Origin of the sequence: Neobacillus soli NBRC 102451 (assembly GCF_001591665.1) — a bacterium.
Lineage (GTDB): Bacteria > Bacillota > Bacilli > Bacillales > Cytobacillaceae > Neobacillus > Neobacillus soli.
This window is the reverse complement of record NZ_BCVI01000083.1, coordinates 1-17,695: the sequence shown is the minus strand read 5'-3', so window position 1 is coordinate 17,695 and position 17,695 is coordinate 1. Positions and strand designations below refer to the sequence as shown.

The window sequence follows — 17,695 nt, the reverse complement described above, 5'->3', positions numbered from 1 at the left end:
GCCGCTAGGGCGCTGGAGCTAGACAATAACGAAAGGGATGGCTAAAGTGGCTACACCAACTTTACCAAAAACGTTGAAAGAAAAAATCTTTGAAACGTTTGATTATCTTCATCAAAACCCCGAGCTAAGCTGGGGGGAAATAGAAACCACAAAATATGTTACACAAATTTTAAAGGATGCAGGCTGCCACCAGGTCGTTACCTTTGACGATTGTACCGGTGTAATTGGGGATATTGGGGATTTTAGCGGCAATCGGCCGATTATTGCGATTCGCGCCGATATGGACGCCTTGCATCAGGAAGTTAATGGAAAGATGCAGGCCAATCATTCATGTGGACATGATGCCCATATGACGATGGTTTTAGGCGTTTTATGGAGTATCCAGCATAATGAACAACTGAAAAAGCAAATTGGCATCCGTTTCATTTTTCAACCGGCAGAAGAAGTTGGGGCCGGTGCGCTGAAATTAGTTGAGAAAGGCATCGTGGACGACGTCGATTATTTATATGGCATTCATCTCCGCCCAATCCAAGAGATGGCAGCCGGATATGCATCACCAGCGATTGTTCACGGTGCAACCCGGTCAATCGAATTTAAAATAAACGGCGATGATGCCCATGGAGCCAGACCACATTTAACCCAAAATGCCGTTGAAATTGGCGCCTATATTATGAATGCACTTCATTCCTTGTATTTTGATCCGAATATTCCGCATTCTGCGAAGGTAACAAGATTTTTAGCTGGTGGAAAAAATACAAATATTATTCCAGGAAAAGCTTCTTTAGCCATCGATATGAGAGCACAAACAAACGAACTAATGGATGCCATGCATACTACTGTGCTTGATATTATTAAAAATGCAAAAGAAATCTACCAAACGAATATTGAGATTACAAACGATTACGGTATTGTCGCAGCAGAGTCAAGTGAAGGGGCACAAGAATTTGCTGCCAAAGCGATTGAAAATGTGTTAGGCAGTAAAAAATTAACGCCCCCTGTGATTACTCCTGGAGGAGACGACTTCCACTTTTATAAGGTAAATAAACCGCACTTAAAAGCAACCATGATTGGATTAGGCTGTGACTTAGCACCAGGCCTGCATCATCCTTACATGCATTTTGAGATTGACTCCTTATTGAATGGGATTGGTATCTTTAATGAAATCCTAAACCTGCACGGTTTGCAGGATTAGGAAAGAAGTCCAGATAATAGTGCCTGACACCGCCCGAATAATGTCGAGAGGATTTTGGCAATTTGCGAGTGGTGTAAAGCAAAGGAAATAGAGCAGCCTTAAATTTTCAATCTTAAGGCGAATAATCCTTAGGTTTATGTAAAAAGTCACAACTAGTTGATAAGCTAGTTGTGATTTTTTTTAAGAAGAAACAGGTGAAATGCCTGAATCTATCAATCAAGACATCCCTGAATATAAAGAAATAGAAGACCATAAAGAAGCAAAAGAAGCCATGAAATCCTATCTGGAAAATACGATTTCCCAAGTAGAACAAAAGGTAAATATCGAAAAGGCACCAAAAACCATGAAAGTATTGGAAAATGCTAAAGAAATCTTAATGGATCCTAAATTTATGGAACAAAAAGGTGTTCGTTCAATCGTAGTTCAGGTGGCCCGTGTGGGCCACAGAAGTAGAACACAGAACTTCTTCGGATATAAAACAGAATATGTCATCACGACTGAAGATAGAATGATAACTGCTGTACGAGTCAATGATGGTGCCTATGTAGATGGAACGCAGTTTAATGAGTTAATTGAATTAACAAAAGAAAGCGGAGTAACCATAAATGAGGTATATGGTGATCGGGCTTACTTTAAAAAGCCAATATTATACAAAATAAAAGAGCTTGAAGCTACTGCTTATATACCAGTTAGGTTTCTACTATAATTAAACAGGTTAGATAATTTTCACAAGGAAATAGGAAGGTTTCCCCAAAAACCAAAATGGCACAAGAGAATTTACCATTTAAACCTCTTGTGCCATTATTTTTTTACTCAAAGCATCCGCTCTTTTTATGATGGTCTTTTTGATTCATCCGCTTGCATTAAGGCGATAGTAGGGCCATTGACTGGAGTGTCCTTTTTCCTTTTCCCTCCAGCGATTGGACTTACCAATTGATAATTGCCCTTAAACCCAATGCTCACCGCATACGTAACGATAAAGTTGACGATGAGTGAAATTAAACCGATATTAATGCTGAAGACATTCATATGATTAATATGCATTAACACGGCTGTCGCGGTCCCAGCAACGACACCGGAAATAATTCCTGTCGGTGTCATTTTCCGGAAGAAAAATACGGATAAGAGACCCGGAACAAATTGGGCAAAACCATAATAGGCCATTTCAATAATGTTAAGCATTAACTGCGGAACATAGATGGTAATGAACATTGAAATGAGCAGATAGATCAAGACGAAGATTTGTACCCATTTTTTCTGTGAACGTTCCGGAATATTGCGTACTAAGTTTCTCGACACGACCGCACCAAGGCTTAAACTTATAACAGATAGCACTAAAATCCCTGATAATGCTGCACCCGCTGCAACCAAACCAACAAGCCAAGACGGTAACAGGGCCAAAGAAGTTGCAATAAATGAATTATTTGGCTGTTCCAGATTTGGGAGCGCTACCAAAGCATAATAAGCGGTTACCACCAGGAAGGGGTACATCAACATATATAAAGGCATGAACCTCTGCGTTTTCTTAACCGTTGCCTCCGATTTGGCAGTCATGACGGCGGCAACAATAAGGGCAAAGTTAAAAGCAATCGCCTGCACAAATGAAGTGGTCACCGTATATACAACATCTGTCGGTTTATCGATAGTAATAGAGGCACCTTTTGCTTTTACAAGCTCAAACAAATGAGAAACACTGCCAACCTTCATAACAACGACAATACCGACCACCACAATGGCGCCGAACATAAGAATATCTTTTACAATCGATATCATAGCTGGAGCTTTTACGCCTGAAATTGAAATATAAATATATGCTAAAGCTCCAGAAATTAACACGGCAACCGTAGGAGAAAGGTTGAAGCCCAATGCACTGAGAGCAACAATCAATCCTTGAAACTGCAGCTGTGCCCACGGAATAAGAAAGATCAAAAAGGCAAGGGTTATAATTAGTTCCAATCCTCGATGAGCATAATGTCCCTTAAAGATATCTGGCAGGGTCATGGCACCGTATTTCTTACCGGCCCGCCAAATTAATGGGGCAATGTAATAGCCTACAGGATAGGCAAGTAGAATATACGCCAGGAACCAAATTCCATAACTTGGCCCCATGGCATAAATGCCGCCTGGAAATCCGATCATCGTTCCAATACTGTAAACTTCCCCAACAGCTAGAAAGAAGAGAATCATGCCACTAAATGATCTGCCGCCTACCAAGTATTCCTCAACATTCATGACCTCTTTTCCGCTCCGTGAAGACAAGGCAATAATAAGTGTTAGAAGAAGAATACTAACAAACACAACCGTTGTCATCATTCATCCCCTCCTTCTTCATAAACGTGGCGATCAAAGAAATGCCATGAAATACTTAAGCAAATGGTTGTTAGCGGAAACCATAGAAATACCCAAAAATAAAGAATTGGAAAACCCATAATGGTTATGTCCGATTTACTAATAAAGGGAATAACCCCCAAAACGGCAACGAAAGGTATTAAAAGTCCTACCAAAACACTAGCGAACTGACGTGATATCACTATACCCCCACCTTCCAATTGATTCGTAGATTTATTGTGAAACTAAAATTCCTTTTTCATAGACGACCTTTCCGCCGATAATGGTCATCAAAACGGAAATATCTTTAATTTCAATAGGATTCACTTCTGTAGGGTCTGCCTCAAGAATAGCGAAATCAGCCTTTTTCCCGATTTCAATGCTGCCTGAGTTCTCTTCATCAAAATTTAATTGTGCCCCGTAAATGGTCATGGAACGCAAGGCAGTATCTACATCAATTCTTTGATCCTCACCTAACACCTTTCCTTCCCTTGTCAAGCGATTAACAGCTGCCCACACAGAAAATAATGGTGAAATAGGGGTAACAGGACAATCCGAATGCAAGGTGAACAACAGGTTTCTCTGAATGGCATCCGCCAATGGACTAATCCGTTTTGCCCGCTCAGCACCTAGAAAGACCTTTTCATGACGATCCCCCCAGAAGTAAACATGGTTAATAAAAAACGAGCCAGCGACACCAAGCCTTGCCATTCGGTCTAAATCTTCTAATGTAGCGGTTTGCACATGTTCAATGCGATGACGATGATCTTCCCGCGGTGCTTTACTTAACGCATATTCATAGGCATCCAAAATAGAGCCAATCGCGCGGTCTCCATTTCCGTGAATCGCAATTCGGAATCCTCTTCGATGCAAATCGTATATTTCTTCATTGAATTTTTCCTGATTATGACAAAGATCACCGTATAACTCGGTATCACATTCATACGGCTTCCTTAGTGCACCGGTTAGTGCTTGAATGGAACCGTCTTGAAACAATTTTGCACTGTCAAGTCTTGCCATGCCATTCGTGCGGTCACGAATTTCTTCATCTAGTTCTTTCGCCGAGTAATATCCAAATGGTCCAGTTGGGCGCAGTAGATCATGCATAATCATTAACTGCATTCGCAATGGATTGGCTTCTTTTTCAATCGCCTGGAGGTGGAAATCATATTCATTGATTCCATTTCCAAGGCCAACGCCGGCATCTGAATTCGTTGTAATGCCTTGTGCAAGATAATCCTTTATGGCTTCCTTTAATAATGCAATTTGTTCATCGGTGGACTTTTCAGGGATTTTCGAATAGACAGCTTCTATGGCATCAAATTCATAGAGTACTCCGTTAATCCTGCCAGATTGGTCGCGTCCAAAATAACCGATGACAGGATCCGGCTGATCATCAGCAACACCGGCCATTTGCAGTGCTTTTGAGTTACAGGCAGCGAGATGTGCGCTAATATGCTTAATACAGACTGGATGATCCGGAGCGATTGCATCTAAATCCTCACGGGTCGGATGGCGTTTTTCTTCTAGCAGGGTATCGTCATATCCATACCCCAATACCCATTCTCCCTTTGGGGTCTGTTCTATCTTTTGAAGAAGATTTTGTTGAATATCTGAGATGGTTTGATTAAGTGGAGAGCTGCAATTTACCTGGCCCTTTGTTTGTGCATACATCGGTAAGTGGTTATGTGTATCAATAAAACCTGGAATAAGTGTCGCACCTTTTAGATCAATAATTTGTGTGGAAGCAGAATAGCTAACAACATCTTTTGGGGGACTGACCTCTTCCCAAATTCCGACAATCCGGCCATCGTTTACGGCAACGGAACCGGCGCGGTGCCCCTTCTCATCAAGTGTTAGAACATTGGCATTTGTTAACAACAAATCAGCATTTACCAAAATAAATTCCTCCCTATTAAATTTTATTTACTTAAAAAGACGCAGCAATGAGTTGAATAAGAAACTATGAAGAATAGAAGGTAAAATCAAAGGTGTAATTTAGAGAGGGTAGAATCAGGTAAAAATTATCCACTACTTAGCATTTCAACATCACGATGTCCGGACCAGTATTTCGTAATTATTATAAAATTCACAATTTTATTAAAACATGAAGTTATACAAGCAGTCAAGTAGTCTTGAACACTTTCTGTTTCCTTACGTACATTTTGTAATTTAAAAGCCACAGGGACGGTGCGAGACTGGTGAAAAGGTCTCGCACCGTCCCCATGGTCTTCTTATCACTGACCAGAAATGTTCATAATAGTCACTTTACACTCGAATAATTTGGACATGGTTCCAGTCCCCCACGTCCTCCAAGACGGGAAAGACCTAACCTCTACCTTTTGTCATACTTTACCGCGTTAAACTTTAGCCGGGTGGGGGTCTGACCCCGAAAAGCTAATGTGCTAATTTCCGAAGTTGTGTTTCTTTTAAGCCATGAAGGAAGAAATAAAGTACTCCAGTTACAAGAATGACCACAGCCATAATGGCATACATTTTCGCATAGCCTGTATATGGCGTAATGTAGCCAAGTAAATAAGGTGAAAGACCCAGTCCCGCATCGTAGAAGATGAAGTATGTTGACGTTGCAAGTCCCATTCGAGCTGGCGGCGTTTCTTTAATGGCAATCGCTTGTGTAGCAGATTGCATGTTTCCAAAGCCTAGGCCCATAATGGCGCCGGCAAGAAGAAGTACCCAACTGCTACCCGCAACACTTAACAAAAACATACTAATCGCATATAAAATAAACGCTGGATACATAATAATATTGGCGCCCTTGTTGTCCATTAAAGGTCCTGAGAAGGGACGTGAAACAAGTGCGATAATGGAATATACAAGGAAGAAGAAACTTGCGGCTGTAACAAGATTAATTTCTGTTGCGTAAAAGTTAATGTAAGTTAAAACACTTGAATAACCAAAGCCCAGAAGTAAGATGATAATCCCAATTGGGACCGCTTTTGGTTCGATAAAGTTTTTAATTGAGATGCCTGATTTTTTCTCATTTTGCTGTGCAGGTGTTTTTTTGATAACAACAGGCACTTTTAAACTGACACTGATCATAAAACTAATGACACCTAAAATTAAGCATAATGTAAAGATAACAGGGAACGTTGTACTATGCAGCATATAAAGACCAATAAATGGTCCGAGCGCTGTAGCAAGCGTTGTACTCATGCTATAATAACTGATTCCTTCTGCTCTACGAGGCGCCGGAATAATTTGTGCAACAACTGTACCAGCAGCTGTACTTGCCATCCCGTGTGTAATCCCGTGAAGGAGACGCAATAAAATTAAAAAACCGATGCCCAGATGTACGAAATATAGTGCTGTCATCGCAATAAATAAAATAACACCTATAATTAATAGTTGTTTGCGCCCAATTTTATCGATAATGCTACCGCAGACGAAGCGGCCAATCAGTGCACCAATGATGAATACACCACTGACAAGCCCAGATTGACTAACCGTTGCATGATATTCATCAATCGCATATGTCGCAATGGTTACAACAAGTAAATAGAAAACTAATGTGAGAAGAAAGTTAATAAGTGAGACAATAATAAAATCCTTTGTCCATAATTTCGTTTGTTGCATTAATAAAGCTCCTTTTCTTTCTTAAGATTATCATCGATTTTCGGGAAAATTTCGTAAGCGACTTTACGTTCATGCTCTGGAATGTTATCCATGATACGAAATTCAAGCTCTGTGATGTCTTTACGTACAACGTGATAAATGTTCTCGCCTGTATCCGTTAATTGAATAATTTTTTCCCGTTTATCATTACCTAAAATTTGTTCAACGATGCCAAGATCCATTAATTTCTTGACACGTCTTGTAATGGTTGGTTTTTCAACCTCATGTCGTGCTGCAATTTCGACCAATGTAGACGCCCCACGATGTTTCAAATGATAAATGACAATCCATTGCGAATACGTGATGCCATAGTTACTCATCAGCTCGTTCAATCTCGTAATTACCGGTCTATATAAAGCTAAAAAACGCTGTAAAAAACCTTCCAAACTAAATCCCCCATTTCAGTTACCCTAGGTAACTAAATGATTACCGAAGATAACTATATCACTGTCGTATAAAGAATGCAAGATACTTTGAGACGTGACTAGGCACTGGAAACCTCACCGAATCTTCTGTACCGGGGGTTTTCCATTTCGCTTTAATGACAAACCTAGACCATTCTCCTCTAATTTCCCTTTCAATCAAACGTTTAATTAAAAGTGCTACAATCCTTGAAAAATAAAGTTTCCCCCTGCCAACAGATAAAAATATTGTTGAAAAGTGCAATGAATATTGGATATAACTAGCTTCCCAGCCACTTATTCCACTATCCGACATCCTTTCGACTCAATTCCATAAGTGCTATACTATTCAATCGTTTGATTAAAACAACTATCAGCACGGATCTATAGGGATTTCCCTTCATAATCAGGAAAGAAAATTGTTTAAAGCGGCAAGAGAAAATTGCAGATAATAAACCAACTTCCCCCAAAATTGGACAGGTTTCTCTTGAACATACAAAATTCTATTAAATCCCTATCTTTTCTCCACTACACAAACGATTGATTAAAAGATTCTTAGGTACGCTCGGATCCTGAGTTTATCCCACAAAGTGCCTGAATTTAAGGTCGAGAGCTGTCTTAGGATGCTGAATGATGTGGGTGCCGCTACGGAGCATTTTGATGTAAGCTTCTCTCCCCTGCCAACTGGTATAGACTCATTACTTCTAGTTGTGCTTGATTCGTAAGTTTAGGCAATATAGCAGGTTTTATTCGTACCTTTACCTACACACAGTAGCCCTCAAGACCTTTCAAACCGATACTTATCGCTTTTACCGTCATACTAAATTACCTCCTGCTATTTCAGGTCTAACCTTGATACGTTCAATTGTGTCAAGATTTTGAAGGGGGAATAGTTACTGACCCTTCAACAAATCTTCGGTAATTTTCTTTTTGTGGTTCAGGGAAGTGGGATAATATTTTTATGGTTGTAACACTTCCCCATAAAGTTTTTACTTCATTCTTCAGTTTAATTATTAAGGCTTCTTCACCATCCACCTCCATTAGCAATAAGAGAAAGCTTCCAAGAAATAGCAGCTGGGTCTTCAAGTATGCACTTAAGTGATATATTTCATGATTTTGGATATTTAACACATCAATATCAAAATACTCCATAAAAAACTATTTAATGAGGAGTTAGTATGCTTTTTCACATAAATCCACTATAAGAGTTTATTTTTCCTTGTAAGGTGGTAGGTAAGAGTTATACCCATATATGATTTTTAAGATTTAAAAAACAAGGATTAAGAAATTTTTGGAGGTGTTCAATATTATGGATTCCTCTAAAAAAAGGAGTCTTTACTTTGACAACGCAAAATTCATTTTGATATTTTTAGTGGTTTTAGGTCATGTTATCAGTCCTTTAAAAGCTAACAATAACATTCTATTCACTCTATATTCCGTCGTATTCCTTTTCCATATGCCAGCCTTTATACTTATTTCTGGATATTTTTCAAAGGGATTTCATAAGAAAGGTTATTTCTTAAAAACCGTAAAGAAGATTTTATTACCATACATCATTTTTCAAATAGTCTATTCGATTTTTTATTATTTGGTCGGAGAAAAATCTACACTTAAAATTGACCTTTTACAGCCACACTGGACTTTATGGTTTTTATTGAGCCTATTCTGTTGGAATATTCTCCTTCATGTTTTTGCAAGGCTAAAATGGGTTGGATTAATTATTGCAGTTGTAGTTGGCATTGGAATTGGTTATTTCGATCATGTAGGTAGTTATTTATCATTATCAAGAACTTTTGTATTTTTCCCCTATTTTCTATTAGGATTCTTATTAGATTCCAAGCATTTAAAATGGGTTAAGAAAGTAAAATATTCAACATTCATTGGATATGCAGTTCTCCTTATGACAATTTTGATATTTGGAACATTCTTTCCAAAGGATGCCATACCATGGCTGCTTGGTGATACTCCATATGCTGATTTAGGTAGGAAGGGATTGACGGATGGTTTCATTCGTGCATCCCAATATTTTGTAACAGTAATAGTTATTTACGGGTTTTTGGCCATTGTCCCGTCAAATGGATTTAAAATGACTATAATTGGTCAACGGACCTTATATGTGTATCTCTTACACGGATTTATTATTAAATCGATCCAAGCAATCGTCTCTGACGATACATTAAATGGATTATCTAATCAATATTTAATCCTAATTGTTTTTTCTTTGGGCCTTTGTATATTATTAGGAAATTATTTCATCCAAAAATATACTCGTCCATTGATTGAATTAAGAATATAACTGGAAAGAAAGAGTGGGGAACTGTAAACTGTCCCCTGTAGAGTAGACACTATAATTAAAAATTACTCTACAGGGTCTTTTTGTGTAATTGAATGAAACGGGGTCGAATAATAAAAATGCTGCCTAGATGGCAGCATTGAGTGTTTTGTCCTGTAGTTAAGGTAGTTCTGAATCGCCAAAATACTCCAAAACTAAAGGTAATATGAATCATAGATTCATAGGTGAAAAGAATGGTTTCTTTATATTCGTGAAGAAAATGGTCAAAAAATGTTTAATTATCACGAATTTTGTTCGTGAACATGACAATTATTGAAAGGGGGTGAGATGTTGCACTTCCGCCATTTTCTTATACCAGTGCTTATGGTCGGAGCAGCCCTGTTTTTACCAAATAACACCTTTGCTGAAAAGATTGAGCATGGTGGACAGCAGAATTCCCACAAGGAACATGTTCAAGTGAAGAATTCTTCAGAAAAATCTGGGAACACAGCTAAACAGGCTAACGTTCCGGCAAAAGCTGAAAACGCGAAGACAAGGAAAAAAACTGTGGTGATGCCTGAACAGGCTAGTAAAAAACAGAATGGTGTAAAACAGCAGGATTCCAATCATGCTTCGAAACAAGGTACTTCCAAAAAGCCAGACGCAGCGCCGAAGACATTGCCGAAGCAGGCAAAAGGAAACGGATACGGTCTATCTAAAATAAACAAGACTGAGAACACCGTTAAGGCTCCTGGTCGGGAGAAAAGCGAAGCTGTCAAGGATGATAAAAGAGGGCTGAGAAAGAATAATCTTAAGGATAGGGACAAGCGTTCCTCTGATTTCGCAGTAAAAGATAAAGTTGAACACCCCTCTGATATCACTATAAAAAATAAAGCCGAGAATCACTCAGGAAACACTGTAAAAAGTAAATCCAAATCGACGAGATTGATTCCTAGCTTTGAACCCAAAGCAAAAGGTTCAAAGCTATCAGCACCAAAAAAGGTTGAACAATTTGAGCCTTCTTTACCAGTGCCACCACAAAAGGGAAATGTCCCTGCCAGTAAGGAAGAAATCCCAAACGTCGATCAGGTTATTAACCCGACCCAACGTTCAAATAGTTCTGGTGGTCAATCAAATGAGCGAGTCAGCCAGGGTTTACAGACAGCAAGTTTCTTGGAGAAGTGGTTTGAATGGAATAAATACAATGAAATCAATCTTGTCCATGCTTACTTTTCTCGGGATAAACTTATGAATAATCAATGGGTAAATGCTCCACCTTCACAACCGCCGCAAGAAAGCTCCTTTATTATAAACCGTTAACCGCAGCTAAATGCCACGGAACAGGAAAATAAAAGGAGCGAATTAAAAATGAATCATTATCTTAATCCTAATAAAGTTGTTAAATCGTTTGTATTAGCTGGAGCAGTATCTTTTGGAATTTTTGCAGGTGCACATTTTACGGAAGCTTCCGGCCCTGATAAGGCAAAAGGGGAGCACTCTGTTCATGTAAAATACGAAAATAAGGAAAAAGGTCATGCGAGAGAAAAGCATGAATCTTATTCAAAATTTGGAAAGCATGCTGCACCAAAAGTAAAGGCACAACATAAAGCTGAAAACGAAGGAAGCGAAGAAAAGAAACACCATAAAGCTGAAAAAGTGAACAAATCGCAAGCAAGTGTGCATGCTAGTGAATCGGCAAAAATGCATGCTGCACCAAACTCAGCCGTTCACGGCAAGGCTGGAAAAGCTGAAAAGGTGAACAAATCTCAAGCAAGTGTACATGCCAGTGAATCGGCAAAAATGCATGCTGCACCAAACTCAGCCGTTCATGGCAAGGCTGGAAAAGTTGAAAAGCCGGTAAAGGAAGTTCCAGCTGAAGAGGCGGTTAAAGAGGAAGTTCCAGTTCAAGAACCAGCAACCGAGGACGTAACAACAGATCTTAAGCATGATGAAAAGACTGAAGATAAAGCGGACGTTGAAAAGGATGAAAAAATGAAAGATCATGATTCCGATTCAGCAGTAAAACCAGAGGATGAAGATGATCAAGGTGAAGATAATGACCATGATTCTGATTCTAAGAAAGCTGCTCATCATCATGAAGCTGTAGTGAAAACAGAGGATCAAGATGATGACCATGATTCTGATTCTAAGAAAGCCCCTCATCATCATGAGGCTGTAGTGAAAACAGAGGATGAAGATGATCAGGGTCAAGATGATGACCATGATTCTGATTCTAAGAAAGCTGCTCATGATCACGAAACTATAGTGAAAACAAAAGATGAAGAAGAAGCAGAGTTAACTAAAGAACACACTGAGAAAGAAGCTAAGGTTAATCCTTCTGCTGCTAACAAAGCAAAATCTCAAGCGAGCAAACATGCAAGCGACACTGCTAAAGCACACGCTGCAGCAAACTCAGCTGTACTAGCTGGTGCGAAAAATTCTGAAGATGCTGTTTCCGAAGATGTTGTAGCTGAAGATAAAACAACAGAAGAAACAACTGAAGTTGCAACAGAAGAATCTACTGACGAAGCTACTGAAGTTGTAACAGAAGAAGCAACTGACGAAGCTACTAAAGTTGAAACAGAAGAAGCAACTAACGAATCTACTGAAGTTGTAACAGAAGAAGCAACTGACGAAGCTACTAAAGTTGAAACAGAAGAAGCAGCTAACGAACCTACTGAAGCTGTAACAGAAGAAGCAGCTAACGAATCTACTGAAGCTGTAACAGAAGAATCAGCTAACGAATCTACTGAAGCTGTAACAGAAGAAGCAACTGACGAATCTACAAAAGTTGTAACAGAAAAAGCAGCTAACAAATCTACGGAAGCTGTAAAAGAGAAGCTACTAGCGATTCTGGAAAAATTGTTACAGATGATAAAACTGATGCTGCAATAACTGAAGAAGATGATACTAATGCAGTTGTTGACGAATCTGCTGAAGTAGGAACTGATATTGTAACTGAAAAAACTTCAGAAGCAATTAAAGAGTAATTTTCTTTATTGCAGAGGGTCAATTCCCTGCATGAAATCTGAGCCTCTGTCGCTAATGAAGCGACGGGGGCTTTGTATTTTTCTTACCATAGCCAAGGTATAACGCCTGGCCGACCCCGATATTATATTAGTCATGATAATATATACGCCGGATCGACCTAATCCTGAACGAATTCCGTGTGCCTAAGTGAAGTGCTCATCCATTATTGCTTCCTTTATTTCGAAAAGCAATAATATTTGTTTTTAACGAAGCATATGTTCCAATCGCGGCATAGCCATAAAACCATCCCATAAATATTCCTCCAACAATGTTGTGTTTGTGACTAATAAATATGGAAATTCCTAGTCCGAAGAAAAGTGCGATTGTTGGTACAAACCATTTCGGTAATCTGAAATAAATCTTAATTAGCTGAGTGAACACGATAATGATGGGTATCGCAAAAATTGCATCCCAAAAATTTGTTTTAATGGTAGGGAAATCCAATGGCAAACACACCTTTTTTACCTTATTATGTGTGTTCTTTGTTAGAATTATAAATATTTCGTTCATACCAATACACCAAGCCATGCCTCCGATAGCATCTAAGATACAAAGAAAAGGATACTGTTTTTGCGAATCGCAATGCTTTATTGCTTTAAACCTTTATCAGAGCGGGGGTCTGACCCCACAAAGCTGTGCCATTTTCTTCTTGTTTCCGCTTGCACGTTGATAGCGGCCGAGAAGATCTGCATTCGCTTTTCCATGTGGATTTGTTTGATAGGTTGAACTAGGGTGCCAAAAATGAAATATTTTTCTATCCAAATTTACAATTTCGCCACAAAGGGTACGGACAGCATGTGAAAATGCATCATCTTCGCCTCCCCAACCAATAAACCGTTCATCAAAACCACCGACTGCTTCAAAGTTTCTGCGAGAAATGACAAAAAGTTTGCCAGCAAATCCTTCATAAACCCAATTTGATTTGGTACATTCCTCATGTTTTAGATCAATTGGCCACTTTGGTTTTGTCTTTAGTAATCTTCCAGTACCATGCCATCCAATATCATAAACTTCCGTAAAAGGAACTACCCATGCAGCTTTATCAAGTAATCTTATAGCTTCAACAATAGTATTAGGGCTATAAACGACATCCGCATCGGCTATCACAAAAATATCTTTTGTTGCTTTTTTAGCTGCAAAATTTACAGCCTTAGATTTATTAATGTCCCCGCCATTGATTATTCCCAAACACAATTCAGCTTCGGGCATGACACGAGCATAATACTTTTTAATCCATTCAAAAGCCTTCGCTCTTGGACCATGATCCGTTTGAAAAGGAATAATGATTGAAACGTTTTCTAACACTGTATAATTCTCCTCTCTCCTCCAGAAGAAATGATGCTTCCTCACCTTCCACAAGATTGCTAAATAAAACACTGAAACAATATTTTTTCTAAGAGAAATTTAGATGGTTGACTTTTTATTATTATGTGAATTTGAGTTGAGATGGAAACGGCTTATATCATGGTTCCTCTGAATAATTGGTAAATAAGACATAGTTTATTGTCCCTTTCAAAACAATGCACAGTCGCATTTTATAAAGTAGAAGAGCCTGCGGTTTATGTGAAGTTGAAAGACTTCTGTCATATAGCCAGCTGGTGTGAATCTGATTTGGGAGAGATGCAAGGTGAAACTGGGGATTATGTGTGGATTACCACTAAGCGGAAAATCAACCTACAGTAAAACTCTTCAGAAGCAAGGATGGGTACGTGTCTCTTTAGATGATATTAGGCTGGCTTTACATGGGCAAATTTACAAAGCAGAGGCTGAACCGCTCGTGTGGGAAAACGCTGAACTTATGGTACGCTCATTGCTAAAAAGTGGACATGACGTAATTGTTGATACCACAAACAGAACCAGAGACCGTCGTAAAAGATGGATACGCGTTGCGAAGGAATTTGGACTTACTTTGAAAATTTTCCATGTTGATACTGATTTTGAAACCTGTAAACAACGTAACAGAGGGCTAAGGCGACTCTCTGAAAATGATTTAAAACATATATACAAAGAATTCCAGAAACCGACTTCAGATGAAGGAACAATTATTAAGGTAATATAGCAAAAATTATCTCCAAGCTAGGGAATATAAATTACATTTCTGACCTTTGATAAAAAAGTCACAAGTTAATTTCATGAGTATTGGAACAACTGGCAGATTAGGAGGAAGTAAAGTGAAAAAGTATATTTGTTTTGATATTGGCGGGACAAAGGTAAAGCATGGCCTATTACTGGAAAATGGATCTATTCTTTCCACAGATAGCTACGATACCCAGTGTACAAATCTAGAAATATTTTTAAAAGAAATGGTAGATACAATTAACATGTATACAAAAAATAATTATGTGAGCGGTGTAGCTATTAGTTTACCAGGCTTTATTAACCCTTATACAGGGTACTCAGAACGGGGTGGTGCCATAAAGGCACTTGATAATCAGAATCTTAAAAAATTATTAAGAAGTAGAATTTCTCTACCAATTGAAATTGAAAATGATGGAAATTGTGCTGCTTTAGCAGAAAAAATAAGTGGTAACGCAAAAAGATGTAGCGATTTTATTTGTGTGACAATTGGTACGGGAATAGGAGGAGGTATTTTCATCAATGGGAAACTTTTGCATGGTCGAAGTTTTAGAGGCGGTGAATTTGGTTTTATGATTACTAAAGCCGGAAACCACGACAAGGAAATATTGCATTCCAATGCTTCTACTAATGCCTTAATTAAGTCCTATAAAAACCTAATGGGTATTAGTGAAAACGAAAACATTAAGGGAGAAACAGTTTTTTTAGAATCCCGCCATAATGGTTCGGTAAGAGGACTAATTGATGACTGGATCCGAAACATTAGTTATGGAATTTTTAACCTAGCCGCAACTTTAAACCCACAAAAAATTTTAATTGGTGGTGGAGTAATTTCCCAACAAGGTTTGTTAGGTAATATCAATAATAACCTGGACCAGCTTCCTTGGTGGAAAGAAATTAAGGTTCCCGTTGAAAGTTGTAGATATCCAAATGACGGAGGAATGATTGGCGCAATGTACCATTTTATGAAAATAAGAGAACACTCGTGACTTCAGTCTAACGGGTTTACTTCAGAGGTGCAAACATAGTAAAACACATAGGAAAACGCACTTGAATTCGCAGTATAATTCACAGTGCGTTTTTTATTGATTTATCACCATTTTGGCGAATTTCAGTCGCTCGTTTCGTCCTAATTCACATAGTAAATCACAGGGTATTAAATAATTTTTAGAGGGTGTGTGAATTCTTTGTGATTTAGTGAGTGAATTGTGTTGCAATCACGGAGGTTTTTGGATATTTATGTTAAAATAATAGTATGGATATTAAAGAGTTTGTGAAAAGATGTACTTACGCTAACGGGGCAGTTCAAGAAGGAATGGTAAAATAAAGGAACTTTTGGTAAAATAGGTTTAATTAAGTAAAAATATAATATTAATTATAAAAAAAAAGGAGGATTAAGATAATAAATACAATATGAATTGATCTAAAATATTCAGGTATTTTACTTTTACTTATTTGATGATTCAAAAGGTCTTAAAATTTTTTTATTTTTATTGTTCTTAATATTGAACGAAAATTATTATGGGGGAAATTAGAGTGTTTAAAAAATCAGTAACCATCGTGATGATATTAGCTTTGTTGATTATAAGTATTAAAGGACCTGCTTATGCTTCATCCTATCCAAATTCACTTTCCTATAAGTGGACATCAAATTCATTCAAAGCTTTTGATTCTTACGGACCAAAATACTATGAAAGTGGGTATACGTCAGTATTTTATTATACAAGGAAGTCTAGTGTACTTAATTCTTTTATCGTTTATAATTCGCTTGGCAAGGTAGTGTACAAAAAGGAAAACGATGTAAGTGTAGGGAAAATTGGCAGTATCGAAGTAACGAAAAAAAGTATTGTTATTGAATCGCAAAAAGGATTAAAGAAAATTGATTTTAAAGGAAAACAACAATGGTTTAATAAGAGCATTTATGGCCAAGAGTTATTCACAACAGCCAGTGAAGGCATATTTATTTTGGATAGAGATGCCAAAAAAATATATAAGATAAATCCTACAAATGGAAAAATCCTTTGGTCGTACAAGATAAATTCTAATTATGAAATACTGAAAGTTCGTTTTGATCCAAAAACAGAAACTTTTACTATTGTAACCAAAAACACTTTATTTGTAATGAATAACAATAAATTGCGTTGGAAGGTTTCGCTGCCAAGAGGGCAGGGGATTGATGATATTTCTATATCCCGAAACGGTACTGTTGCCATACAAATGTATGATAATAATGGATATTTCTTAAAAGTTTACTCAAATCAAGGGAAGCTAAAATGGCAATATAGAACAAAAGATCTATTTATCAGAAATTCTGTGTTTAATAACAATGATTATTTTTGCATTCTCATCGACGGTAAGGTCATTTGGTTTGACACAAACGGAAAGACCATCAGTTCCTTTAATTTAAGTGAAAGTTATTTCAGTCCAAGCGTTTTTTCGGCTACAAACGACTTAAAGGTCTATGTATCCTATTACCAAAGGGACTCAAAATATCAAGAACATTATTATATTCGTAAATTCGATAAAAATGGCAAAATGTTAGCTCAGTCACAAACTAACGGTTTTGATTTTAAAACTTACCCTAACCAAGTTTACACAGTGAGTGTAAAAAGCGGGAATTGGACATTAAAATCGTACCAATTAAAATAAGGGAAAAAGCCTAAAGTTGTTACAATTTAAATTAAAACCTCAATCAAGATTGAGGTTTTTGATTTTTTTAGCTTTGTAAAAGGGATATGTTGAATCGTATCAATATTTCTTAAA

At 37.8% G+C, this 17,695-nt stretch carries 14 protein-coding genes and 1 pseudogene; 8 read left to right on the top strand and 7 right to left on the bottom strand.

Translation table 11 applies throughout. The features are described from left to right. The first annotated feature begins 46 nt into the window (after positions 1 to 46). Positions 47 to 1,192 (top strand): M20 peptidase aminoacylase family protein, encoded by a 1,146-nt coding sequence (locus BSO02S_RS24265; protein WP_235847003.1) that lies wholly within the window; start codon positions 47 to 49, stop codon positions 1,190 to 1,192. Positions 1,193 to 1,376: 184 nt separating this feature from the next. After that, a pseudogene (locus BSO02S_RS24260) lies at positions 1,377 to 1,883 on the top strand (transposase); the annotation flags it as partial. Positions 1,884 to 2,023: 140 nt separating this feature from the next. On the opposite strand, the gene BSO02S_RS24255 reads toward BSO02S_RS24260, so the two are convergent. The 5 genes from BSO02S_RS24255 to BSO02S_RS24235 form a co-directional block, all read right to left on the bottom strand. Next, positions 2,024 to 3,505 (bottom strand): sodium:solute symporter family protein, encoded by a 1,482-nt coding sequence (locus BSO02S_RS24255; RefSeq protein ID WP_066073986.1) that lies wholly within the window; start codon positions 3,503 to 3,505, stop codon positions 2,024 to 2,026. After that, positions 3,502 to 3,723: a DUF3311 domain-containing protein gene (locus BSO02S_RS28585; RefSeq protein WP_218010620.1), complete on the bottom strand. Its 222-nt coding sequence runs from the start codon at positions 3,721 to 3,723 to the stop codon at positions 3,502 to 3,504. Before BSO02S_RS28585 ends, BSO02S_RS24255 begins: the two co-directional genes overlap by 4 nt. Before the next feature lie 31 nt (positions 3,724 to 3,754). Continuing rightward, on the bottom strand, positions 3,755 to 5,419 hold the full coding sequence (locus tag BSO02S_RS24245) for an amidohydrolase (RefSeq protein ID WP_066073983.1): 1,665 nt from the start codon (positions 5,417 to 5,419) through the stop codon (positions 3,755 to 3,757). Between the two features lie 498 nt (positions 5,420 to 5,917). After that, positions 5,918 to 7,114 (bottom strand): MFS transporter, encoded by a 1,197-nt coding sequence (locus tag BSO02S_RS24240; RefSeq protein WP_066073980.1) that lies wholly within the window; start codon positions 7,112 to 7,114, stop codon positions 5,918 to 5,920. Further along, on the bottom strand, positions 7,114 to 7,539 hold the full coding sequence (locus tag BSO02S_RS24235) for a MarR family winged helix-turn-helix transcriptional regulator (protein WP_066073977.1): 426 nt from the start codon (positions 7,537 to 7,539) through the stop codon (positions 7,114 to 7,116). Before BSO02S_RS24235 ends, BSO02S_RS24240 begins: the two co-directional genes overlap by 1 nt. Before the next feature lie 1,324 nt (positions 7,540 to 8,863). Between BSO02S_RS24235 and BSO02S_RS24225 the strand changes: the two genes are divergently transcribed. The 3 genes from BSO02S_RS24225 to BSO02S_RS24215 all read left to right on the top strand — a co-directional run bounded on the left by BSO02S_RS24225 (position 8,864) and on the right by BSO02S_RS24215 (position 12,721). Beyond that, positions 8,864 to 9,850: an acyltransferase family protein gene (locus BSO02S_RS24225; RefSeq protein ID WP_066073972.1), complete on the top strand. Its 987-nt coding sequence runs from the start codon at positions 8,864 to 8,866 to the stop codon at positions 9,848 to 9,850. 327 nt (positions 9,851 to 10,177) lie between these two features. After that, positions 10,178 to 11,146, top strand: a complete 969-nt coding sequence (locus BSO02S_RS24220) for a hypothetical protein (RefSeq protein WP_066073968.1) — start codon at positions 10,178 to 10,180, stop codon at positions 11,144 to 11,146. A 48-nt stretch (positions 11,147 to 11,194) separates the two neighbouring features. Next, positions 11,195 to 12,721: a hypothetical protein gene (locus BSO02S_RS24215; RefSeq protein ID WP_066073965.1), complete on the top strand. Its 1,527-nt coding sequence runs from the start codon at positions 11,195 to 11,197 to the stop codon at positions 12,719 to 12,721. 291 nt (positions 12,722 to 13,012) lie between these two features. Here the strand turns inward: BSO02S_RS24215 and BSO02S_RS24210 are convergent, their stop codons facing one another. Both BSO02S_RS24210 and BSO02S_RS24205 read right to left on the bottom strand, forming a co-directional pair. Continuing rightward, the gene (locus BSO02S_RS24210; RefSeq protein ID WP_066073962.1) at positions 13,013 to 13,300 is read right to left on the bottom strand and encodes a hypothetical protein; all 288 of its coding nucleotides are present in this window, start codon (positions 13,298 to 13,300) and stop codon (positions 13,013 to 13,015) included. A gap of 162 nt (positions 13,301 to 13,462) precedes the next feature. Further along, positions 13,463 to 14,161: a galactosyltransferase-related protein gene (locus tag BSO02S_RS24205; protein ID WP_066073959.1), complete on the bottom strand. Its 699-nt coding sequence runs from the start codon at positions 14,159 to 14,161 to the stop codon at positions 13,463 to 13,465. A 322-nt stretch (positions 14,162 to 14,483) separates the two neighbouring features. On the opposite strand from BSO02S_RS24205, the gene BSO02S_RS24200 reads away from it, so the two are divergent. The 3 genes from BSO02S_RS24200 (at position 14,484) to BSO02S_RS24190 (ending at position 17,581) form a co-directional block, all read left to right on the top strand. Continuing rightward, positions 14,484 to 14,915, top strand: a complete 432-nt coding sequence (locus tag BSO02S_RS24200; protein WP_066073956.1) for an ATP-binding protein — start codon at positions 14,484 to 14,486, stop codon at positions 14,913 to 14,915. Positions 14,916 to 15,027: 112 nt separating this feature from the next. Next, positions 15,028 to 15,921, top strand: coding sequence for an ROK family protein (locus tag BSO02S_RS24195; RefSeq protein WP_096190815.1), 894 nt, complete (start codon positions 15,028 to 15,030; stop codon positions 15,919 to 15,921). 547 nt (positions 15,922 to 16,468) lie between these two features. After that, on the top strand, positions 16,469 to 17,581 hold the full coding sequence (locus BSO02S_RS24190) for a PQQ-binding-like beta-propeller repeat protein (protein ID WP_066073953.1): 1,113 nt from the start codon (positions 16,469 to 16,471) through the stop codon (positions 17,579 to 17,581). The last annotated feature ends 114 nt before the right edge of the window (positions 17,582 to 17,695 follow it).